This is a genomic window from Hymenobacter bucti (assembly GCF_042681145.1).
In the GTDB taxonomy this organism is placed as follows: Bacteria; Bacteroidota; Bacteroidia; order Cytophagales; family Hymenobacteraceae; genus Hymenobacter; species Hymenobacter bucti.
The window spans coordinates 1-21,557 of record NZ_JBHUFD010000003.1 but is presented as its reverse complement, the minus strand read 5'-3'; the positions used below and the strand labels follow the sequence as shown (position 1 = coordinate 21,557).

Here is a 21,557-nt window from a genome sequence, read left to right as displayed (position 1 = left end):
TATGGCCGGGCTTTCTCAATTTAACTTAAAAGCAGCCTACCAGATGCGCGAGCGGTCGGCTTGGGCGCGCACCATCTTGTTGCCGTCTTTGCAGCCGAAGGCCTCGTAGAACTCGGGCATGTTCATGAGCGGGCCGTTGGTGCGGTACTGGCCGGGCGAATGCGGGTCGGTTTGCACCTGCTGGCGCAAGGCCTCGGGGCGCTGGTTGGCGCGCCAGATTTGGGCGTAGCCCAAGAAGAAGCGCTGGCTGGGTGAGAAACCATCAATCTTCTGGCCACCCTTGAACTGCGCCGTTTTCTGGAAGGCTTGGTAGGCGATGGTGATGCCGCCGATGTCGGCCAGGTTCTCGCCCATCGTCAGCTTGCCGTTCACGTGCACCGAATCGAGAGGCGAGAAGGCGTCGTACTGCTTGCCCACCATGTCGGCCTTGGCATTAAACTTATCGTTGTCCTCCTTGGTCCACCAGTCGCGCAGGTTGCCTTTGGCATCGGAGCGGCGGCCTTGGTCGTCGAAGCCGTGCGTCATTTCATGGCCGATTACCGCGCCCACGCCGCCATAGTTTACCGCATCGTCGGCCTTGGGGTCGTAAAACGGGGGCTGCAAGATGCCGGCTGGGAACACGATTTCATTCATGCTCGAGTTGTAATACGCGTTCACGGTGGGCGGGGTCATGCCCCACTCGCCCCGGTCGATGGGCTTGCCAAACTTGCCTAGGTTGTCGGCGCGGCGCCATTCAGCGGTGGCAAACAGGTTTTGCAGGGCGCTCTCGCGGGTGATTTTCAGCTTCGAATAGTCCTTCCACTTATCCGGGTAGCCGATTTTTACCGCGAAGGCATTCAACTTCTGGATGGCTTCCTTCTTGGTGTCGGCGCTCATCCAGTCGGTGGCCATGATGCGCTCGGCGTAGGCCGCGCGCAGGTTCTCGACCATCTGCTTGGCGCGGGCCTTGGCAGCGGGCGAAAACGCCTCATCCACGTAAAGCTGACCAAACGCCTCCCCTAGGGCACCGTCGGTCGCGCGCAGGGCGCGCTTCCAGCGGGGCTGCTGCTGCTTGGCGCCCGTCAGCACCTGCTGAAAGCGGAAGCTGGCGTCGCCGTAGACTTTGGGCAGGGCCGAGGTCACGCCGTCCACCAGGTTCCAGCGCAGGTACTGCTGCTGGTCGGCGATGGGCGTGCTGGCGAGCAGGTTGTTGGCGGCCGTCAGAAACTCGGGCTGGCCGATAATTACGTCCTGGGCGCCACCTAGGCCAGCTTCCTTGAGGCGCAGGGGCAGGTTCAGGTTGGGGTAGTCCTTCACGGCCTGGGCCACGGGCACCTTGTTGTAGTTCTTAAGGCGGTCGCGCAGGGCCACGCGGTCGCGGCTGGCTTCGGCGAGCTTGGTTTCGAGCGCGATTACGGCATCGGCGTTGGTGGCGGCCAGACTCGGCGCATCGCCTAGCAGCTGAAACACGCTGGTCATGTAGGCCTTGTAGGCCGTGCGCACGGCCTTCGAGCGGCCATCCTGCTTGAGGTAATAGTCGCGGTCGCCGAGGCCTAGGCCGCCCTGGCGCAGCTGCACGGCGTACTGCGTGCTGTTCTTGCTGTCCTGGCCCACGCCCATGCCGTACCAGCCGCCCGAGTAGTGCGAGCCGGCCATGTACTTCTGGATATCAGCCAGGCTCTTGAGGTTTTTCACCTCCTCTAGGCGCGGCTGCAAATACTTGAGGCCAGCCTTTTCGATGCCCACCGAGTCCATGGCGGCGGCGTAGAAGTCGCCCACTTTCTGGTCGTTGGTGCCGGCCTTGGCGGTGCGGTTGGCAGCGGCTTTCTCCAGGATGCGGCGCTCCACGGCCTGGTTGTTATTGGCCAGCTCGTTGAAGCTGCCCCAGCGGGTTTCGGCGGCCGGCACGGGGTTGTTTTTCAGCCAGGTACCGTTGGCGTAGTGGTAGAAGTCCTCGCAGGGCTGCACCGACGTATCAATGTTGGCCAGGTTGATGCCGATGCCCTTCTGGGGCGGGTTTGGCTTAGCTGACGCTGACCTTTGGTTGGTAGGCGGCCCGAAGGCCGTGGTAGCGGCTAGGCCACCCAGGCCCAGCGTAGCCAGCACCAGCCGCGAGATAGTAGCAGTATTCATAAAAAGGTAAGAGTAGGGGAAAAGTGGGGTAACTAAGGTAGGGTATAGATGCGCACCCACCGCCACAGTTGCATCATTCTGGGGTCGAAAACCACCCACCTCCCTGCAATATCATATAAAAGCCCATCCTGCGCGGCAGAATGGGCTTTGTGAGGCACCTAGGGGCCGTTAGCGCCCCGCAATATCCAACACGTGCGTGTTCTTCTTGAGCGTGCGCAACCCGATAAAAATGCTGGCGCCCACCACAAAAACCACCCGCCACAGCTGCCCTATCTCGACCAATGCGCCCAGCCCGGCGCGGGGCTCCCCCAGCCAACGGCTAAGGCCGACCAGCACCACAAACGACACGACGATGGCAAACAAGCCGTTGTACTCGCGCTTGAGCACGTTCTTGAAAGAAAAGGCGAGCGGCGCGGGCACCCAGCCCGAAAGCCGGGGCAGGAAAGCGGGCGTGCGGCTGGCCCACTGCTCGTACTGCGCGCCGTACTTGCGGCGCAAAAACTCTTCTTCGGCGTACATAATGCGCTCGTAGTAGAGCCAGTACACCAGGCTGCAGATGGCCACAAACCACCACACGCCGATGAACATAAACAGCCCGAGCCACATCAGAAAATTGCCAAGGTAGAGCGGGTGCCGCACCACCGAGTACAGGCCGGTTTGGTTGAGCGACTCGGCCACTTGGTGGTCGGTATTGCGGCCCGACGTACCCTGCGGCGTGTAGCCGATGGTGAAGGCCCGCACACCCAGCCCCGCCAGCGACACGCCCAGGCACAGCAAGCCCCAGCTATCACTCAGGATGTAGCGGGCCGTGGCGGCCGGGTAGGCGCACATGACGCCGATGGCAAACGGGTACAACAGCAGCGGGAGCCAGCTGCGGCGCTGAAAAAGCCAATTACCGTGGCGCTCCGATTCTTCTCGTAAAGGCATAACAGACTGGTCTAATGGGGGAAGGAACCAACTGAACGCCCTAGGTCGCCCCGTTCGTGCCGGCCCCTCGACCACGGGGCCGATTCCCTCGGCCAACCCGGCCGAACCCTCTTCCCACCAACTTTCTCGCTGGCTGGCGCCTCGCGCTGCCACAGCTGGGCCTAAGAGAAATAGACCCTTCTGCTTATAAAAAATCATAAAAAAGAAGTCCCGGCTCTGCGGAGCCGGGACTTCTTGGAAGCACCTAGGAAAGGCGTTGACCTTACCAGATGCGCGCTTGCTCAGCCGTGGGCCGCTCCATCTTGTCGGTGGGCTTGCAGCCGAAGGCTTGGTAAAACTCAGGCATGTTCATGAGCGGGCCGTTGGTGCGGAACTGGGCCGGCGAGTGCGGGTCGGTTTGCACCTGCTGGCGCAGGTACTCGGGCCGGGCGTTCGTGCGCCAGATTTGGGCCCAGCCCAGGAAGAAGCGCTGCTCGGGCGTGAAGCCATCGACGCTCTTATGCGCCTTGAACTCGGGCGTTTTCTGGTAGGCCTGGTAGGCGATGGTGAGGCCACCTAGGTCGGCCAGGTTCTCGCCCATCGTCAGCTTGCCGTTCACGTGCACCGAGTCGAGGGGCGAGAAAGCGTCGTACTGCTTGCCCACCATCGCGGCCTTGGCATTGAATTTATCGTTGTCTTCCTTGGTCCACCAGTCGCGCAGGTTGCCCTTCGAGTCGTACTGGCGGCCCTGGTCATCAAAGCCGTGGGTCATTTCGTGGCCAATCACGGCGCCGATGCCGCCGTAGTTCACCGCATCATCAGCCTTGGGGTCGTAGAAAGGCGCTTGCAGAATGCCAGCCGGGAACACAATCTCGTTCATCGGCGGGTTGTAGTAGGCGTTCACGGTGGGCGGCGTCATGCCCCACTCGCCCCGGTCGATGGGCTTGCCGAAGTGGTTCAGCTCGTCCTGGCTGCTCCAGATGCGGGCGGCCACCAGGTTATTCAAATAGCTCTCGCGCACCACGTTCAGCTTCGAATAGTCTTTCCACTTGTCGGGGTAGCCGATTTTTACCGCAAAGGCGTTGAGCTTGGTGATGGCCTCCTTCTTGGTGGCGGCGCTCATCCAGTCGGTGGCCAGGATGCGCTCGGCGTAGGCCGCGCGCAGGTTCTCAATCATTTCCTTGGCCTTGGCCTTGGCGGCGGGCGTAAACGCCTTGTCCACGTAGAGCTGGCCAAACGCCTCCCCCAGGGCGCGGTCGGTGGCGGCCAGGCTGCGCTTCCAGCGGGGCTGCTGCTGCTTGGCGCCGCTCAGCACCTGCGAAAAGCGGAACGACTCATCGCCAAACGACTTGGGCAGGGCCGGAATGAGGCTCGTGACCAAGTGAAAACGCAAATACTGCTTCTGGTCGGCAATGGGCTCGGCGGCCAGCATGGCGTTGGCCTCCTTCAGAAACTCGGGCTGGCCCACGATAATTTCCTTGGCCGTGCCCAGGCCGCTGGCCTTCAGCACCTGCGAGAAATCGAGGTTCGGATAGGCCTGGCTGAGCTGCGCCACGGTCATCTTATTGTAGTTCTTCTGCGGGTCGCGCAGGTCTACGCGGCTGCGGCTGGCCTGGGCCAGCTTGGTTTCGAGGCGCGTCACGGTGGCGGCGTTCTTGGCCGCGGTGGCCGCATCGTCACCTAGGAGCTTGAAGATATTGGTCTGGTACGTCTGGTAGGCGGCGCGAATGTTTTTCATGCGCCCGTTGTCGCTCAGGTAGTAGTCGCGGTCGGGCAGCGAAAGGCCGCCCTGACCTACCTGCACGGCATACTGGGTGCTGATTTTCTCGTCTTGGCCCACGCCAAAGCCGTACCACACGCTGCCCGCCTGCGCCCGCGGGTCGGCCAAGAACTGCTGCATCTGCGGCAAAGTCTGGATGGCGGCGATGCGGTCGAGGTGGGGCTTGAGGTACTTGAGGCCCGCTTTGTCGATGGCCATTGTATCCATGGCCGAGGCGTAGAAGTAGCCTACTTTTTGGGCATTGGAGCCCGGCTTGGCCGTGCCCGCGCCGCGCACCAGCTCTTCCAGAATGGCTTTTTGAGTGGCGTTGTTGCGGTCGGCCAGCTCGTTGAAGCTGCCCCAGCGGCTCTCGGCGGCCGGCACGGGATTATTTTTCAGCCAATTGCCCGAGGCGTACAAGAAGAAGTTATCGCAGGGCGCCACCGACTTGTCGATGTTAGCGGTGTTGATGCCGCGCGGGGCGGCCGCCGTCGTTGTTTGGGCCAGCGCGGGGGTGCTGGACCCCAAACCCAGCAGGGCAGCCACCAGGGCCGCGCCCCGCAGGGGCCGGGAAGAATTTAGCATAAAAGTGAGGTGAGAGGGGAGAAAAGAAAGTAAATGGAAGCCGCAAGGTACGGGCGAGCGCAAAAAAGCGCTACCGAGCGGCTAGGTGCCAAAGGCCCGAAAAGGCCCGAAAGGTTCGGCACCAGCAATTGGCAGGTTCGGGAGAATGAGTAGCCCAGGCCTTCCGCCATAAGTTGTGGATTACTATGCCCTGAAATTTTTAGTGTGACAACTGCCCTAGGGCAATCGCCGGTCCGCCGGCGCCAGCCGGCCGACCGGTTGTCGTGGAGCGGCGCGGGTTGAGCAACGGCTAGCCGTAATCCGCTACTCGGGTTAAAAGTCCGCGCTACTAACTCCTGCAGGACAGTACTCACGACTCAGAAATGCCTTTAAGCAGCCAACCTTTTCGGCCTGCCGTACCTTTATAAGCTCGCGCAGCCGTTTCGCGCCAGAGTTTTCGCATGCCGCTTTATACCCGCCGCGCCGCCCCTACCCCCGCCGAACCCGCCGCGCCGCTCAGCCTGGGCGCGCTGCTTGCGCAGGTGCGCGCCGCCCTGCACCACCGCTTCCCCGACAGCTACTGGGTGGTGGCCGAGGTGGCCGACATGACGCGCCCGCGCCAGCAGGGCGGCCACTGCTACCTCACCCTCACCGAGCCCGCCGGGGCCGAAGGCATGGGCCTCACCGCCCAGGCGCGGGCCACGCTCTGGGGCAGCCGCTACCAGCAAATCGCGCCCGCCTTCACCGAGGCCACCGGCCAGGAGCTGCGCCCCGGCCTGCGCCTGCTGCTGCGCGTGAAAGTGACTTTTCACGAGCAGTACGGCTTCTCGCTCGACGTGCTGGCCCTCGACCCCAGCTACACCGTGGGTGAGCTAGCCCGCCTGCGCCTGGCCACCCTGCGAAAGCTGGCCGAGAAAGACCTGCTCGAGCGCCAGCAAACGCTGACCCTGCCCTTAGGGCCGCAGCGGCTGGCGGTTATTTCCTCCCCCACCGCGGCCGGCTTCCAAGACTTTGTGCGTCAGCTCGAAGAAGCGCCTTACGACTTTGCGCTCACGCTCTTCCCAGCCCTGATGCAGGGCGAAGAGGCACCCGCCAGCATCCGGGCGGCGCTCGAGGCCATTCGGCCGCGGCGCGGGCAGTTCGAGGTGGTTATCGTCATTCGCGGGGGTGGCTCGAAGACGGACTTGCTGGCTTTTGACGAGTATGGGCTGGCGGCGGCCGTGGCCTCGTTTCCGCTGCCGGTGCTCACGGGCATCGGCCACGAGCGCGACGAAGCCGTGGTGGACCTCGTAGCCTACCGCGCCCTCAAAACACCCACCGCCGTAGCCGCCTTCCTAGTCGAGCGCTTGGCCCGCCTCGAAACCCTCGTGCTGGAGCTGGCCGAGCGCGTGGCCGACCGCAGCCGCCAGCATCTAGTTCAGCACCACGCCCGCTTGCAGCGCCTGGCCGACCACTCGCGTGAGGCGGCCCGCCAGCAGCTGCGACAGGCCCAGGACAACCTAGGGCAGCGCAGCCGCCAAGCCACTCAGGCGCCGCGCCAGCACCTACGGCAGCTCGGCCAGCACCTCGAAAGCTTCCGCTACACGCTGCCGCAGGCGGCCCGGCACGCCCTAGGGCACGAGGAACAGCACCTGCGCCGCCGCTCGCGCACGGTGCTGCGCCGCTTTGGGCGCCACCACCAGCGCCGCCGCGAGCAGCTGCTGCGCCAGCGCTACGTGGTGCAGCACGCGTTTGAATTAAAAATTATGAAGTATGAATTAAAAATCAGCCAATACGAAGTGACTGGCCTGCGCCAGGAAAATCAGCTATTGCGGCGGCGGCTTCGCACTACCCAACCAGCAAATTCCTGAATTTATAATTCATAATTTTTAATTAATAATTCTCAAAGTAGTGACTTACAACGAAGCCATTCAGGAACTGGAAACCATCTTGCGCAGCCTCGAAACCGACCAGGTAGACGTGGACGACCTCACGGCCCGCGCTGAGCGCTCGGCCGAGCTCATTCGCCTTTGCCGCCACAAGCTGCGCCACGCCGAAGCCTCGCTCGACCGCGTGTTCGACTCGCTCGATGAGGAAGAAGAAGCCCCTGACGAAGAGGAAGACGAGCTTGAAGTGGAGATGGACGACGAGCAAGAGGAAGACGACCACGAAACTGATGATTACCAGCCCGGTGGCCCCGGCCGCCCCACGCAACCAAGGCTGTTCTAAAGTAGCTTGGACTCTGCGAGTCTGAGCGCGAGCGCAGCTTGCATCTACGTTTGCGGGCGTCCACTTGCGTAGATGCGAGCTGCGCTCGCGCTCGGACTCGCAGAGTCCAAGCTACTTCTTAATTCCGGCGCACGTGGATTTGCACGCGCTCGCCGTCTTCGCTGGTGGTGGGCATTACGTCGATGCGGTCGGCCTCGTCGTAGTAGGCGGCCACGCCACGCACGATGCCCACGGCCAGCCCGCCCATGCGGCGCACCGATACGTAATTGATAATGACCTCGTTCTCGTTCAGGCGCTTGACATCGAGCACCGGCGGAGCATTATTGGCGTGCTGGCGGCGCACCTCGTAGTGCATCGTATGCTCGGTATGCTCCAGCATGTCGAGGGTGCGCCAATTGGGGTTCAAGTGCTTCTGGTACATGTACATGAGATCGGGCACGAGGTATTCGCCAAACTTCTCGTGCAGCTCGCCGGCCGGGATACCCACCATCTCGGCGGCTCGGCCCACCAAGGCATACAGGTGCTCGTCTGGATACACCTCCTTGTGGCTAAAATCGCCCGAGTCGAGCCCCGACAACTCCACTAACTTTACCCAAGTACTGTGGTCGTATTGCGTCTGAACGTAGCGCTTCAGGAGCGTTAGGATGGTACCGTGCATGGATGGAAAAGTATATTTATAGCATCAGGCGCTCGGCCCGTACAAAGTTAAAAAATGGTGCGCTACCCCGGCTACACAGCCGAAGTAACGCACCATTTTTCATTACGCAACCACTAAGTTATTTGGCTAGCGGCCAAACAGTCAGTCCAACAGTTAAATATTCCCAATCACCGTCATGGTAGTGAGCGTGGGGCCGGCGCTGCCGCCGGTGGGCTCCACCGTCATGGCAAAAGCCTGGGCGCTAGTGATATCCTTCATCTGCTGCAAGCCGCTGCCTGCCGTAGTAGCCGCCGTAAGCACGCCAGCATCCACGGGCTTGCCGTTGTCGAGAGCCCAGAGCTGATACTGCTTGCCGGGCGGCAGCGGGGGCAGCTGCGCCACGTCGATGTACACGCGGTGCGCCACTTTATTGAAGAGCACGCGGGCGCGGGCCGTAGGGTGGGCGGGCGTGCCCGCCAGAGCCACCAGCTTGTAGTCGTCGGGCGAGCGCAGCACGTGCAGCTGCTCCTGGGTGGCGCTCAGGCGACGCTCCATTACTTGCGTGGCACTGGCAAAGCGGGTTTGCTCACCTAGGGCCACGGCCAAGTCGCTGCGGGTTTGCTGTAAATTGCTATACAGCAGCGCATTACCTACCAAGCTCAGCAGCAAGGCAATGGAGGCGGCGATGGCCCAGCCACCGCGGCGGGCGGCGGGCTCGGCCACGGGGGCGGCGCTAGCCACGGACGGGTTGGAGGCCGATACGCGCATGGTGGGCACTTCCGGGGCTGGAGCGGCTACGGGAGTGACCACAGCGACTACGGGAGCCGCTGGAGCGACTACGGGAGCGGCCGGAGCAGCCGTACCTATTTTGGCCAGCACCCGGCCCAGCACCCGTTCGCGCATACCAGAGGGAGGCGTAAGAGCGTGAGCTTCAGCGTACACATCCAGGCCAGCGAGCAGGGTGTCCAGTTCCTGCCGCACTTCGGGGTAGCGGCTGGCCTGCGCCTCTACCTCAGCCCGCGCGGCGGGGTCAAGTTCACCCAGAGCGTACTGCTCTAGGCGTCCAGATTCCAATATTTCTTGATAATTTTCCACGAAGTCGGGCGCGATTAGCGAATAAGTTTGGCGAGAACCTTGAGGGCGGTTCGGGCTCGGGTTTTCACGGTGCCCAGGGGCAAGTTGAGTTCTTCGGCCGCTTCGCTCTGGGTGAAGCCGCCGAAATAGAGCAGGTCGATAACCTGGCGCTGCTCGGGCACTAACTGCTTGGTAATCTCTTGCAAGCCGATGTGCTCGGGGCGGAAGGTGGCCGGGGCGGCTTGCCGCTGAGCGGCAAGGCTGTCGTCGAGGCCCTGGGTGCGAGAACCTACGCGGTGCTGGCGCGAGCGGATTTTATCAATCGCTAAATTCCGGCTAATGTTCACCACCCAGGTAAACAAGCGCCCTTTGCCGGCGTCGTAACTCTCGATGGCGTGCCAGATTTTGACCAACGCTTCTTGCAATACGTCTTCGGCTTCGTCCTCGGCCTTTACGATGCGCTGAATGACGCCGTAGAGCGCCGCCGAGTACCGGTCGTAGAACTCGGTCATGGCCGTTTCGTCGCGCGCTCGCAGGCGGCTGACTAACGCCGCTTCGGCGGCGGTGGGAAGAGAGATAAGTGGTTCTTCGGGCACGGGTAATAGGCAGTTGGATAAAAACCAGCGGCACCAGGATATTCGTTCGGCAGCCACCGGCGAAAATAACAGGTTTCAAAGTTAGGACTGCCGTCTTTACTTTCTGTACCTGGGCCGCAGCACAACCTAGGAGCCCGGCACGGGGTTTTAGGCAAGTATTTATTTTGGTACCCCTTGTACCGCCTGTTTGATTATGGCTATTGAATCCTTGAATCCTTACACCGGCGAGGTGCTGCAAAGCTTCCCGGCTTTTTCGGCGGCCGCCACCGAGCAGGTGCTGGCCGAAGCGCACCAGGCCGCCGCCGCGTGGCGCACCACTTCCTTTGCCGAGCGGGCCGCGGTGCTGCGCCGGGCCGCCGAGCTGCTGCGCCGCCGCCAGCACGAGCTGGCCCACTTCATGGCCATCGAAATGGGCAAGCCCGTGCGCGACGGCCGCGCCGAGGCCCAAAAATGCGCCGCCTGCTGCGACTACTACGCTGCCCACGCCGAGGGCTTTTTGGCCGATGAGGAAATCAAGACCGAAACCGGCCGCAGCTTTCTGAGCTACGCGCCGCTGGGCGTGGTGCTGGCCATCATGCCCTGGAACTTCCCGCTGTGGCAAGTGGTGCGCTTTGCCGCGCCCGCCCTCATGGCCGGCAACGTGGGCCTGCTCAAGCACGCGCCCAACGTGCCGCAGTGCGCGCTGGCGCTGGAAAGTATTTTCCACGATGCGGGCCTGCCGCCTGCCGCCTTCCGCACGCTGCTCATCGAAACGGAGCCCGTGGCCGGCCTCATCGCCGACGACCGCGTGGCCGCCATCACACTCACCGGCTCGGAGCGGGCTGGCGCGGCCGTGGCCGCTGCGGCCGGGCAGCACATCAAGAAAACCGTGCTGGAGCTGGGCGGCTCCGACCCGTTTATCGTGCTGGCCGATGCCGACCTGGCCGCCGCCGCCAAAACCGCCGCCCAGGCCCGCATGATTAACGCTGGCCAAAGCTGCATCGCGGCCAAGCGCTTTATAATAGAGGCGCCCATCCACGACGAGTTTGTGCGGCTGCTAACCGAAAGCCTGCGAGCCCTGCGCTATGGCGACCCGCTCGACGAAGCCACCGACTACGGCCCCCTGGCCCGCCTCGACCTGGCCGCAACCCTGACCCAGCAAGTGACCGACAGCGTGGCCCAGGGCGCCACCGTGGCGCTGGCCGGCGGCCAGCCCGACCCTAGGTCGCCTCGCTTCGACCCTATCATTCTAACCAACGTGCGCCCCGGCCAGCGGGCCTATACTGAGGAGCTGTTTGGCCCCGTGGCCCTGGTGCTCAGTGCGCAGGACGCCGCCGACGCCGTGCGGCTGGCCAACGACTCGCGCTTTGGCCTAGGAGCCGCCGTGTGGACCCAGGATGTGGCCAAGGCCGAACAGATGGCCCGGCAGCTCGAGAGCGGCGCGGTGTTCATCAACGGCCTGGTAAAGTCGATGAACGAGCTACCCTTCGGCGGGGTAAAAAAATCGGGCTACGGCCGCGAGCTTTCCTACCTAGGTATCCGGGAATTTGTGAATCAGAAATCGGTGTGGTTTGGCGAATAGGTAATTGGAGTGATAGGTAATGAGAGTAATCGGTAATGCTGAATAACTAAGAGCACTACTTATTCAGCATTACCGATTACTCCCATTACCCCAATTACCTATTTCAAAACAGGCCCAGTTGCTGCCCCACGGCCTCCCCGCCCGCGCCCTCCAGCCCCGACAGGGCCACGCCCAGCAGGCGCACGCCCTGCGCCGGGGGCAGCAGCGGCGCCAGCAGCTCGTGGCTTACTTGGGTGAACTGCGCCAGCGTGCGCAGGGGCGAGAGCGCGCTGCGGCTGCGGGTAATCTGCTTGAAGTCATCGTACTTCACTTTGAGCGTGACCGAGCGGGCCGCCACCCCTAGGCGCTCGGCGCTGGCCCACACGCTGGCCAGCAGCGGCGCCAGGCTTTCGTAGAACTCGGGCGGCTCGGTGAGGCTCTGGAAAAAAGTAGTTTCGGAGCCGATGGACTTGCGCACGCGGTCGGGCACTACGGGGCGGTGGTCTTCGGCCCGGGCGATAGCGTAGTAGTAGCCGCCGGCCTTGCCAAAATGCTGACGCAAAAAGGCCTCCGTCTGCTGGCGCAAATCGTGGCCGCTGAAGATACCTAGGGCGTTGAGCCGCGCCGCCGTGGCCGGCCCGATGCCGTGAAACTGCCCCACCGCCAGCCCCTCCACAAAGGCCAGCCCCTCGTGCGGCCGAATCACGAATTGCCCATCGGGCTTGCGGTAGTCGGAGGCTAGCTTGGCCAGAAACTTATTATAAGAGATACCAGCCGAGGCCGTCAGGCCCGTTTCGGCCCGGATGCGGGCCCTGATTTCGCGGGCCCACTGCGTGGCCGGAGTGTGCGGCGGCAGCTGCGCGGTCACGTCGAGGTAAGCCTCGTCCAAGGACAGCGGCTCGATGAGGGGCGTGTAGTCGGCCATGATGGCGCGCACCTGCGCCGACACCGCCCGGTACACCTCAAAGCGCGGCTTCACAAACACCAGCTCGGGGCAGCGGCGGCGAGCGGTGCTCGAGGGCATGGCCGAGCGCACCCCAAACTGCCGGGCCTCGTAGCTGGCGGCCGCCACCACGCCCCGCCCTAGGGCGCCGCCCACCGCCACGGGGCGCCCGCGCAGGGCGGGGTCGTCGCGCTGCTCCACGGAGGCGTAAAACGCATCCATGTCGAGGTGAATGATTTTGCGAGTAGACATAGTAGGGTGCGGGGCTTGCCCCCGCCCAGCGCCTGGGCACCGTGTTCTCAACAACGCCGGGCGGGGGCAAGCCCCGCACCCAACTAGCAGTAGCCCGCCACTTTATACACGGCATAGCCCACCATTTCGTGCAGCAGCGTGCTCCAGCGGCTGAGGGCGCCGATGTCGGGCACCAGCCAGTAGTCGGGCGTCCAGTTGCGGTCGGTGGTGTAGAAGTCGGCCGGGAAGGACTGCGGGTGCAGGCCCACCTGGGCAAAGCAGCCCAGCGCCCGCCGCTGGTGGAACCCCGAGGTAATGAGCACCAGCGACTTAATGTCGGGGTGCCGGGCCAGCAGCGCCTTGGTGAATTTTGCGTTTTCGCGGGTGTTGCGGCTGCGCTCTTCCAGCAGGATGTCCTGCTGGGGCACGGCGGCCAGCCGCAGCACCGTGGCCAGGTCCTTGGCCTCGGTGTTGGCCACGCTCAGCACCGCCCCCGAGCCCCCCGTGATGATGATGCGCCGCACCCGCCCCGCCCGGTAGAGCCACAGCGCATTGGTGACGCGGTCGGCCCCGTGCTGCAAGTACACCCGGTCGTGCGGCGACTTGCGAATGGCCGTGACGCCGGTGAGCACCACCGCGGCATCGGCCGGGGCCACGGCGCGCAGCGGCACGGGCGGCTTTTCCCAGGCCAGCAGCGCCTCGTTTACCAGCGCATTGTTGGTGCCCAGCAGCACCAGCAGCCCGGCGGCCCGCAGCCAGCGGCGCTGGGCCAGGCTGCCGGGCTGCGCCACCAGGGCCCCCAGGAGCAGCACCACCAGCCACAGGGCGGGCAGCAGCACAAAATCCAGGGTTTTGGAGAGGATGAAAAACAAAAGTCGACTGGCTACTTGCTGAACTATTCAAAAACGGTTGCCGTGCTGGCCAAGAAAGCATCTTGCCAGGTTGGCTCACGCGGCCCGGACAAGATACTTTCTTCGGCAGCTTGGCAACCGTTTTTTGTCCATTATTACCCCGGTATCGGCGCAAAGGCCCGCAGGCGCTTGAGCTGCTCCACTACCTGGCTTTCATGCACGAGGGCATCGCACTCGAGCAGGCGGCCTTGGCAGTAGCTCACGAAGAAGGGAGCCACTTTCTCCTCCATCATTTTTTTGGCCACCGGGTTTTCGTCGGTGTTGAGGCGCACGAACAGGATGCCCACGTTCTGGGCGTCGTCCGCAAACTTGGTGAAGGGCGGGGCCAAGGCCGAGCAGATTTCGCAGTCTTCGGCAGTGAACTTGGCAAATACCTTCATGTGCTCGTGAATGAGGCGGCGCAGGTGGTTGTCGTCGGTATCTAGCACCTGCTGGCGGGCTTCGTCGTTCATCGGGGGAAGGCGGAAAATAAAGGCGGAGTCGCTACAACCGGCAGCGGGTCCTAATAGTTGCGGCAAAAGTACCACCCTAAGGCCGCCGCAGCAGGTCGCGGATGTATTTAACCGGCGCACTACCGAAGCTAAGAAACTGCTCGTTGAAGTTCTTGACGCTGAACTTATCACCCTCTTGCTGCCGCACCTCGTTGCGCAGGGCCACTATTTCGGTGTAGCCCGTGAAGTACGAGCTCAGCTGCACCTGGCTGAGGGTGGCGCGGTGCCATTTATTGCGCGCCTCGGCTTCTTCCTGAAAGCCCGCGCCGGTGAGCAAGGCCACCACGTCTTTCTCGCTGGCGTTTTGGGTTTGCACCAGGTTATCGACCACCGCGTTGAGGGTCGAGCGCATGTTCCACTTGTCCCAGAGCAGCCACATTTCGTCGGAGTTATTGCCGTAGCCGGCTTCCAGCATCATTTGCTCGGCGTACACGGCCCAGCCCTCTATCATGGCGCCGTTGCCGAAGATGCTTTTCACCCGCGAGGGCGAGCGGTTGGCGTACACGAGCTGCGTGTAGTGCCCCGGAATGGCCTCGTGGATGTTGAGAATCTGCAAGATATAGTCGTTGTATTCTCGCAGGTAGCTCTCGGCCTGGGCGGGCGTCCAAGTCGCGGGCAGCGGCTCCACGTTGTAGTACGTGTTGGCCTTGAGGTCGTAGGGGCCGGGGGCGCTCACGCTGGCACCGGCGCCGCTGCCGCGCATGTAGAGCGGCGTTTCGCGCACCACCAGCGGCTTGCTGGGGTCCTGGGTCAGCAGCTGGTGGTCGTTCACGAACTTGGTCAGCGTCGGAATCTGGCTTTTCACCGCCGCCACGAAGCCCTCGCGCGGGGCGTGCTTCTGCGTCAGCTTATCAATCACCTGCCGGATGAGCTGCAGGCTGTCTTTAGGCACCGGCTGCCCGGCGCAGTACCTAGGGAACAGCCGCGCCGCCCGCCGGCCCATGTCGTGCAGCAAATAGGCTTTGCGCTTTTGGGCCAGCGCCAGCACCTCCGCGGCCGAGTAGCGCGATTGAATATCGAGCGCAAACTTGCGGTCGAACAGCGCCTGGCCGATGCGAAATGAGCGGAAGTCCTTACCCGTGAGCACATCCTTATTCAGGAAATCGAGGTAGCCCTGCACGGCCCGCTGCGCCCCGGCGATACGCTGAGTCAGCAGCTGCTTCTCGGCCGCGCTCAAGCTCGACTTGCGCACCGAGTCGGCCAGTGCGGGGCCAAACACGGCCAGGCCGCCCGCGTTTTGCTGCACGGCCAGCTCGGCGTGCTCGCGGGTGGGCCCGGTGATGTTGGCCTTGGCCGCCGCGTAATAGGCCGGGGCTTGGGCTATTTTGTCGGAAATATTGCGCAGGCGACGCGCCAGCGGGTAGTGGCGGCCATTGAGCAGGTCGCCCACGCTGGCCCCTAGGTTGTAGCTGGCGGGGTTCCACTGCCAGCTGCGCAGCGTGTCGGCGTACCAGCGCTGGCTCCGCAGCTCGTTGGCGAGCAGGCGCCAGTCTATCTGGTTGGTGGGCGAGAGGCTATCGACATTGAAGCCCGCCAGGCGCCCTAGGTGCTGCGCCACGAAGGCCGCCTCGCGGCGCCGCTGGGCCGCGTCGGGTATCACCAGCAGCGAGTCGTATGTATGAAAGCCCTGCGAGGAGGCGTAGTCGGGGTTCTGCCGCCAGAAGTCGAGCAGGAACTGGTCCTTGTAGCGGTCGAAGCGCGCATCGGCGACGGTGGCGGCCGGGTCGGCGGTTTTGGTGGTGTTGCTGGTGCAGGCGGGCAGGGCCAGCGCTAGTAAGGGTAGGTAGCGAAGTTTCATGCAAAGACGAGGAAGCGGACGACGGCTCAAAGGAACGGCCAACCACCGAGAATTTGCGGCGGGCGAAAGGCTTAGCACTTGTCATTTCCCCTTTGGCAGGCCCTAGGTCGCCCGCCGGCAGCAGCAATTTACACACCGCACTCGGCCCGGTGTTTGCATCTTTGGGGGCTGGTTTGGCTGGTCGGTAACGCATTAACCGCCACGTCCAAACTAGCCTTTCTTCTATCCTATGCTTATTGCTGTCCGTCCTTATTTGCTGAGCCTAGGCTTGCTACTGCCCGCCTGCGCGTTTGCCCAGGCTACTACTTCCACGGCGCTGCCCTCCGAGGCGGCCCCATCCGCACCCGCGCCGGCCGCCCGCCTCACCCCCGAAGACATGCAGGCGCAGGCCCTCGCCCAGGCCCAGGCCACGGTGCTGCTGCTTACGCGGCGCGTCGATAGCCTGCGGCAGTCGTACCGGCAGCAGCAGCGCGTGTATACCGAGCTAGGGGGCAAGTTCAACAACTTTCTGACGGGCCAGAAGCTGAGCCAAACCACCCGCTTCTCGCTGGCCAAGGGCAATGTAAAGTCCACTGCCGACCTGCTGCAAGTGTGCCACAGCCGCCTCTCGCAGCTACGGGCTCTTACGCAAGCCCTGCGCAATGCCAACGAGCAGGCCGCCCTCTCCTCGCCCACCGACGCCAACCCGCTGGGCATCTCGCTGGTCGATTACACCAAGTCGCTCATCACCAGCAAAATGGTGGACAAAAACCGGGGTAGCCGGCTGGTTGACCTGGCCACGCACCTCACCAGCAACTCGCTGGTCAAGACCATCCCCACGGTGGGCCCGATGCTGAACGCCGTGAGCGAGCTGCTGAGCGGCGTGCGCGCCAGCAGCCTCACCAGCGACGGCTTTTCGGCCGCCCAGGTCCGCACGATTGAGAATGGCCTCAAGCCCACGCTCGCCTTTTTTGGGGCCCTCGACGCGGCCCGCGCCGACAACCAAGCCTCGCTGCTGACCCTAGACAATGAGCTGAGCGTGTTGCAGCACCAGCTCAGCCAGCTCTACCGGCCTTATGCGCAGCTAGCAGCGTACCAGGAAGATATTACGGCCTACTACACGGCATCGCCCGCGGGCCAGCCGGCTACCAACTCGCTCGATGTCAGCAACATCAGCCGCATGAGTAACTACGTGGCTACCAACCTGCCGGCCCGCTTCACGGCCCTCGACAAGTCGTTTGCCAGCGCCCAAAACCAGCTCGATATCCTCGACCCCGACGCCTACCTCACGCCCGCTAACAACTCGGCCGAGCAGGTGGTGCAGCTCGCCACCCAGCTCCAGAGCCTCACCGACCGCCTACCCGTCATTACGGGTCAGTACAGCGCCGCCATCCGGGCCGCCATTGCCCAGGGTCAGCAAGATGGCTTGATTAAGGCCGAGCGCGCCACCAAGGTGATTGCCGACGAAACCAACCGCGCCAAAGCCGCCGCCGAAACCTACCAGCAGGCCCGCGCTTCGGAGCGCTTTGGCGAGACGCTGGCCAACGTAAAACCATTGTTTAAACTATACTAGTAGGGTGCGGAGCTTGCCCCCCGCCCGGCGTTGCTGGGCGTATTCTCTCTAACGCCGAACAGCGCCGGGCGCGTAAGCACTGCGTGTAACGTACTGAACAACACTAGATTACGTTCGGAATACCTAACAACGCCGGGCGGGGGCAAGCCCCGCACCCTACTTTCGCGCCATGCAATTTCCCGCTGCTTTTCTCGCCGCTACTCTTCTCTTCGCCTGTTCGGCGCCTGCTACCGAAACCACGGCCGTAGTTACTACCAACGCCACTGCCCCCACCCAGGCCGCCGCCCTATTCGAAACCTTTGAGGCGGGTACCAAGGGCGCCTACGCCACGGCGCCCGAAATGCTGACCACCGGCACCTGGCTCTTCACCGAAGCCCTCATTGGCAGCGCTGCCGAAGACCACAAGGACGGCGAGCACGCCGCCCGCCTGCGCCCCGGCGGTCGGCTCACCATGCAGTTCGATGCCCCGGCCGGGGTGCGGCGCATTAGCATCAAGGCGGCGGCCTATGGCAGCGATGGCCCCAGCACCTGGGAGCTGTGGCTGAGCCGCGACCGCGGCCGCACCTGGCAGCGCAATGGCCAGCCCCAAACCGCCAGCGGCCCCGACCTGCGCGCGGCCGTGTTTGCCGGCACCGCCAGCGGAGCCATCCGCCTGGAAATCCGCAAGATTGGCACCGATAAAAACCGCCTCAACCTCGATGACATTAGCCTCGAAACCACGGGCGGCGGGGTAGTAGTCGTGGTGCCTACCACCCCTGCTCCAACTCCGGCCAACCCAACCCCCACGCCTACCCCGCAGCCCCAGCTACCCACCGCCGGCACCCGCCCCGACAACGATAACCTGCTCCTAGGTAACCCCAGCGGCGCGACGTCGGACCCGACGAACACGACCAACTACCTGCTCATTCACCCGCAGTACGCCACCGGCTACAATGCCCAGCGTGGCATCCCGGTCTGGACGAGCTGGCACGTGGGCCGCACCGACCTTACCAAGGCTGCCCCCCGGCAAGATGATTTCCGAGCCGACCCGGCCCTGCCCCGGCAGTTCTACGCGGTGTCGCCGCAGAGCTACTCGGGCTCGGGCTTCGACAAAGGCCACAACTGCCCCAGCGGCGACCGCACCGCCAGCCTCGATGATAATTCGGCCACTTTCCTGATGAGCAACATGGTGCCTCAGGCCTCCCAGAACAACCAGCAAACCTGGGGCAACTTAGAGGAATACACCCGCGCGCAGGTGGTAAAAGGCCAGGAGGCCTACGTGCTAATGGGCAGCTACGGCCGCGGCGGCGTGGGTAAAAACGGCCCCGCCAGCACCATCGACCAGGGCCGCGTGACGGTGCCCGCCCGCATCTGGAAAGTCATCGTGTTTCTGCCCGAAGGCAACAATGACCTCCAGCGCATTGCCGCCGGCCAGGGCCGCGTAGTCGCCATCGACACGCCCAACGACAACAGCATCAACCCCGACTGGAACCAGTACCTGACGTCCGTTGATAAGATTGAGGCCGCCTCGGGCCTCGATATTCTCAGCGCGCTGCCGCTGGCAACCCAGGCGCAGCTGCAACAAGTGGTGGACGGCGGCCGGGTGCGCTAGCCCTTGGCCGTCGCCGATTTGCCGGCCAGAAAGCGGCTCACGGCCTGCACGTAGCCGTCGCCGAAGGTCTGTTTCGTTAGCTTTACTATGGCACCTAGGTGGCCGCAGGGCACGGCCAGCACCTCGCGCCGCTGCCCGTGGTGGGCGGCGCGGGCCGTCGCCAGCGAGTCGGCCAGCGGCGTGGCCTGGTCTTCGGTGCCCGCGATGAACAGCCAGGGGCAATCGACCCTAGGGGCCACGCCGACGTAGGTAGCCGCATCGGCGGGCAGCGTGACGGGGCGCTCGGGGCGAACCTTTTGGTAGTGAGCTACCACCGCCTGCGGGTTAGCGAAGTAGCTGTCGGTTATCAGAAAATCGCAGCGCGTGGTGGCGGCCACTTTCGCCCCCAGGATAGTGCCCATCGAAAAGCCGATAATACCCACGCGCTGCCGCGGACTGCGCCGCCGTGCCTCGGCCAGGGCGGCACCTAGGTCAATGGCAAACTCGGGGTAGTACAGCTGATGCTGGTCGATGGCGAAAGCCTCGCTGTGCCCAAAGCCGCGGTAGTCGAACAGCAGCACCTGGTAGCCGGCCGCCGCCAGCGCCCGCGCCTGGTCGAGGCTGTAGGACATGTTGCCCCAGTCGCTGCCGGCCACTACCATTGTCGTGCGCTGGTCGGGCGCGCTGGCTACCGGCGCTATCAGCCAAGCCGCGAGCCGCACGTGGTCGGGCGTGGTCAGGGTCAGGCTTTTGTAGCGAAGGCCCATTGAGTCGGGCGTAGCTATCCAGTCGGCCAGGGGCTTGCTGGCCCAGGCCATAGTCGTTGCAAAAAGCAGCCAGCAGAGTACGAGGTAGCGCAGCATTGGGAGGGGTGCAAGGTAAAAGCCAAGACCTAGGGCCTTGGCTTTTACATAGACTGCCGTTGCCTTTAAGCGTTGCAGCCGCCACCGCCCTACCTAGGGCTTACTTCCCGAACTTTGCCCCAAAAAAGTCGCCCTTGTTCCAGGTGGGGCGCTTCACGGCCTGGGCCACTTGGTAGCCGATGAGGAAGTTGAGCTGCGCGTATTTGGCGCCGGCCGCCCAGTCGAAGGTGCCACCCTCAAAGTTGTCCTGCGGCTTGTGGTACGTGAGGGCGCGCCACTTTTGCACCGTCTCGCTGAGGTTGTTCTTACCATCGGCGGTTTTGTTGCCGTACTTGATGTGCAGCGCCGGGATACCCTGCACCACGAAGCTGTACTGGTCGCTGCGGATGAAGCGGTTTTGGGTTGGCTCCGGGTCGGGCTCAATGCTCAGATTCAAGTAATTGGCGGCCCGCGTTACCTCCGTGAGCAGCGACGAGTGGTCGGCCCCCAGGGGCACCACCGCCAGCAGCGGGGCAATGAGGGTAGGCATGTCGGTGTTGACATCGGCCACCAGCGCCCGCTGCGGCACGGTGGGCAGCTTGGCAAAATAGGCCGAGCCAATGAGCCCCATTTCCTCACCCGTCATCAGCACGAAGAGCACCGAGCGGCGGGGCTTCTGCTTGAGCCCGGCGTAGAGCTTGCTGATTTCAAGCACGCTGGCCACGCCGGTGGCGTTGTCGTGGGCGCCGTTATATATCGAGTCGCCGTTGATGGCCGCGCCCACGCCTAGGTGATCGAGGTGGGCGCTGTGCACCACGTACTCGTTTTTGAGAATGGGGTCGGAGCCCGTGAGTTTGCCCACCACGTTGTAGCTGTCCACGTCTTGGTAGCGGCTGCGGTAGTGGGCGCTCAGCCGGCCCGGTAGGGCTACCGAGGCCGCTTTGCCGCCGCGCAGGGCACCTAGGGCCCGCGTGGTATCCGTAGTCGCGCCAGCAAACAGCTGCTGCAACGTGGCCGGGCTGATGGCCCCCACCAGCTGCGCCGAGCCGGGCGCGTAGCTGCGCGACACCGCCACCTGCCCATCGGGCCCCAGGGCGCTCACCATGCCCTTCGGAAACTCGGGCAGCTTGGCCTCCGCGTGGGCGCTGGCTAGCAGCACGCCCACCGCGCCGTGACGGGCGGCGGTTTCGAGCACTGTGCGCACGTCGGCGAAGTACTGCCGCTCGTTATCGGCAAACTGCTTGGGTGGCTGGCGCGTTACTACCACTACCTTACCCTTCACATCGAGGCCGGCGTAGTCGTCGTACTTCAGCTCGGGCGCCGAGATGCCGTAGCCCGCAAATACCAGCGGCGCGTTGGCCACGCTCACCTCGGGCTGGCCGGGGTTCGGGTACACCGTGATGGCCGGGCCGTAGGCCAGCGGCTGGGCCGCGCCCGCGGCGGGCTGGTAGCTCAGTGCAGCGCCGGGCTCCACGAAGGCGCGGCGTAGACGCACTTTTTGGGTGTAGCCGCCCTGGTCGCCGGCCGGGGCCACGCCGTTTTTCTTGAATTGGGCCGCCACGTAGTCCACGGCCATTTGGTAGCCGGGCGTGCCGGGCAGGCGGCCGCGTAGGCGGTCGTCGGCCAGGTAGCGCACGTGGGCTTCCAGGTCGGCCGGGCGCACGGTTTGCAGTTGGTCGGCCACGGCTTTAGGCAAGGTGAGCGTTTGGGCGGTGGCCGGGGCGGCGAGCAGGCCAGCGGCCGCTAGATAAAGCCAGATTTTCATAATTGATTCCTAATTAAACAGCTTGCAAAAAGCAAAGTAGGGTGCGGGGCTGGCCCCC

At 63.8% G+C, this 21,557-nt stretch carries 17 protein-coding genes; 5 read left to right on the top strand and 12 right to left on the bottom strand.

Translation table 11 applies throughout. The features are described 5' to 3' along the window. Positions 1 to 36: 36 nt before the first annotated feature. From ACFSDX_RS07805 to ACFSDX_RS07795, 3 genes are all read right to left on the bottom strand, one after another. Positions 37 to 2,112 carry a M13 family metallopeptidase gene (locus ACFSDX_RS07805; RefSeq protein WP_382312732.1) on the bottom strand — a complete coding sequence of 692 codons (2,076 nt, stop codon included), beginning with the start codon at positions 2,110 to 2,112 and terminating at the stop codon, positions 37 to 39. 168 nt (positions 2,113 to 2,280) lie between these two features. After that, positions 2,281 to 3,039: a methyltransferase family protein gene (locus tag ACFSDX_RS07800; RefSeq protein WP_382312730.1), complete on the bottom strand. Its 759-nt coding sequence runs from the start codon at positions 3,037 to 3,039 to the stop codon at positions 2,281 to 2,283. Positions 3,040 to 3,301: 262 nt separating this feature from the next. Then, positions 3,302 to 5,362, bottom strand: coding sequence for a M13 family metallopeptidase (locus tag ACFSDX_RS07795; protein ID WP_382312729.1), 2,061 nt, complete (start codon positions 5,360 to 5,362; stop codon positions 3,302 to 3,304). Positions 5,363 to 5,802: 440 nt separating this feature from the next. Between ACFSDX_RS07795 and xseA the strand changes: the two genes are divergently transcribed. After that, entirely contained in the window at positions 5,803 to 7,191 is a 1,389-nt protein-coding gene (xseA, locus tag ACFSDX_RS07790) for an exodeoxyribonuclease VII large subunit (RefSeq protein ID WP_382312728.1), read from the top strand. Positions 7,192 to 7,231: 40 nt separating this feature from the next. After that, complete coding sequence (xseB, locus tag ACFSDX_RS07785) at positions 7,232 to 7,549, top strand: exodeoxyribonuclease VII small subunit (protein ID WP_382312726.1); 318 nt, start codon at positions 7,232 to 7,234, stop codon at positions 7,547 to 7,549. A 118-nt stretch (positions 7,550 to 7,667) separates the two neighbouring features. Here the strand turns inward: xseB and ACFSDX_RS07780 are convergent, their stop codons facing one another. The 3 genes from ACFSDX_RS07780 to ACFSDX_RS07770 form a co-directional block, all read right to left on the bottom strand. Then, entirely contained in the window at positions 7,668 to 8,207 is a 540-nt protein-coding gene (locus ACFSDX_RS07780; RefSeq protein WP_382312724.1) for a heme NO-binding domain-containing protein, read from the bottom strand. A gap of 153 nt (positions 8,208 to 8,360) precedes the next feature. Then, positions 8,361 to 9,260: an anti-sigma factor gene (locus ACFSDX_RS07775; RefSeq protein WP_382312723.1), complete on the bottom strand. Its 900-nt coding sequence runs from the start codon at positions 9,258 to 9,260 to the stop codon at positions 8,361 to 8,363. Positions 9,261 to 9,295: 35 nt separating this feature from the next. Then, positions 9,296 to 9,856 (bottom strand): RNA polymerase sigma factor, encoded by a 561-nt coding sequence (locus ACFSDX_RS07770; RefSeq protein ID WP_382312722.1) that lies wholly within the window; start codon positions 9,854 to 9,856, stop codon positions 9,296 to 9,298. 193 nt (positions 9,857 to 10,049) lie between these two features. Here ACFSDX_RS07770 and ACFSDX_RS07765 point away from each other — a divergent pair, with 193 nt between their 5' ends. Continuing rightward, the gene (locus ACFSDX_RS07765) at positions 10,050 to 11,417 is read left to right on the top strand and encodes an NAD-dependent succinate-semialdehyde dehydrogenase (RefSeq protein ID WP_382312721.1); all 1,368 of its coding nucleotides are present in this window, start codon (positions 10,050 to 10,052) and stop codon (positions 11,415 to 11,417) included. A 103-nt stretch (positions 11,418 to 11,520) separates the two neighbouring features. On the opposite strand, the gene dinB is transcribed toward ACFSDX_RS07765, so the two are convergent. The 4 genes from dinB to ACFSDX_RS07745 all read right to left on the bottom strand — a co-directional run bounded on the left by dinB (position 11,521) and on the right by ACFSDX_RS07745 (position 15,770). Further along, positions 11,521 to 12,591, bottom strand: a complete 1,071-nt coding sequence (gene dinB / locus ACFSDX_RS07760; RefSeq protein WP_382312720.1) for a DNA polymerase IV — start codon at positions 12,589 to 12,591, stop codon at positions 11,521 to 11,523. Between the two features lie 83 nt (positions 12,592 to 12,674). Then, the gene (locus ACFSDX_RS07755; RefSeq protein ID WP_382312718.1) at positions 12,675 to 13,442 is read right to left on the bottom strand and encodes a YdcF family protein; all 768 of its coding nucleotides are present in this window, start codon (positions 13,440 to 13,442) and stop codon (positions 12,675 to 12,677) included. A 134-nt stretch (positions 13,443 to 13,576) separates the two neighbouring features. Continuing rightward, complete coding sequence (locus ACFSDX_RS07750; protein ID WP_382312717.1) at positions 13,577 to 13,933, bottom strand: thioredoxin domain-containing protein; 357 nt, start codon at positions 13,931 to 13,933, stop codon at positions 13,577 to 13,579. 76 nt (positions 13,934 to 14,009) lie between these two features. Further along, positions 14,010 to 15,770, bottom strand: a complete 1,761-nt coding sequence (locus ACFSDX_RS07745) for a DUF885 domain-containing protein (protein WP_382312716.1) — start codon at positions 15,768 to 15,770, stop codon at positions 14,010 to 14,012. Positions 15,771 to 15,999: 229 nt separating this feature from the next. Between ACFSDX_RS07745 and ACFSDX_RS07740 the strand changes: the two genes are divergently transcribed. Together ACFSDX_RS07740 and ACFSDX_RS07735 are read left to right on the top strand one after the other, a co-directional pair. Then, a complete protein-coding gene (locus tag ACFSDX_RS07740; RefSeq protein WP_382312715.1) occupies positions 16,000 to 17,322 on the top strand; it encodes a hypothetical protein in 1,323 nt (440 codons plus the stop codon). 169 nt (positions 17,323 to 17,491) lie between these two features. Then, entirely contained in the window at positions 17,492 to 18,913 is a 1,422-nt protein-coding gene (locus ACFSDX_RS07735) for a DNA/RNA non-specific endonuclease (protein WP_382312714.1), read from the top strand. On the opposite strand, the gene ACFSDX_RS07730 is transcribed toward ACFSDX_RS07735, so the two are convergent. Further along, positions 18,910 to 19,755 carry an alpha/beta hydrolase gene (locus ACFSDX_RS07730; protein WP_382312712.1) on the bottom strand — a complete coding sequence of 282 codons (846 nt, stop codon included), beginning with the start codon at positions 19,753 to 19,755 and terminating at the stop codon, positions 18,910 to 18,912. The genes ACFSDX_RS07735 and ACFSDX_RS07730 overlap by 4 nt on opposite strands. A gap of 100 nt (positions 19,756 to 19,855) precedes the next feature. Beyond that, positions 19,856 to 21,499: a M28 family peptidase gene (locus ACFSDX_RS07725; protein WP_382312711.1), complete on the bottom strand. Its 1,644-nt coding sequence runs from the start codon at positions 21,497 to 21,499 to the stop codon at positions 19,856 to 19,858. Between the last annotated feature and the right edge of the window lie 58 nt (positions 21,500 to 21,557).

Bases quoted from the DNA above. Each gene is read 5' to 3' on its own strand.
- ACFSDX_RS07805 (WP_382312732.1), bottom strand. From the start codon at position 2,112: ATGAATACTGCTACTATCTCGCGGCTGGTGCTGGCTACGCTGGGCCTG.
- ACFSDX_RS07800 (WP_382312730.1), bottom strand. From the start codon at position 3,039: ATGCCTTTACGAGAAGAATCGGAGCGCCACGGTAATTGGCTTTTTCAG.
- ACFSDX_RS07795 (WP_382312729.1), bottom strand. From the start codon at position 5,362: ATGCTAAATTCTTCCCGGCCCCTGCGGGGCGCGGCCCTGGTGGCTGCC.
- xseA (WP_382312728.1), top strand. From the start codon at position 5,803: ATGCCGCTTTATACCCGCCGCGCCGCCCCTACCCCCGCCGAACCCGCC.
- ACFSDX_RS07780 (WP_382312724.1), bottom strand. From the start codon at position 8,207: ATGCACGGTACCATCCTAACGCTCCTGAAGCGCTACGTTCAGACGCAA.
- ACFSDX_RS07765 (WP_382312721.1), top strand. From the start codon at position 10,050: ATGGCTATTGAATCCTTGAATCCTTACACCGGCGAGGTGCTGCAAAGC.
- dinB (WP_382312720.1), bottom strand. From the start codon at position 12,591: ATGTCTACTCGCAAAATCATTCACCTCGACATGGATGCGTTTTACGCC.
- ACFSDX_RS07750 (WP_382312717.1), bottom strand. From the start codon at position 13,933: ATGAACGACGAAGCCCGCCAGCAGGTGCTAGATACCGACGACAACCAC.
- ACFSDX_RS07745 (WP_382312716.1), bottom strand. From the start codon at position 15,770: ATGAAACTTCGCTACCTACCCTTACTAGCGCTGGCCCTGCCCGCCTGC.
- ACFSDX_RS07740 (WP_382312715.1), top strand. From the start codon at position 16,000: ATGCTTATTGCTGTCCGTCCTTATTTGCTGAGCCTAGGCTTGCTACTG.
- ACFSDX_RS07735 (WP_382312714.1), top strand. From the start codon at position 17,492: ATGCAATTTCCCGCTGCTTTTCTCGCCGCTACTCTTCTCTTCGCCTGT.
- ACFSDX_RS07730 (WP_382312712.1), bottom strand. From the start codon at position 19,755: ATGCTGCGCTACCTCGTACTCTGCTGGCTGCTTTTTGCAACGACTATG.
- ACFSDX_RS07725 (WP_382312711.1), bottom strand. From the start codon at position 21,499: ATGAAAATCTGGCTTTATCTAGCGGCCGCTGGCCTGCTCGCCGCCCCG.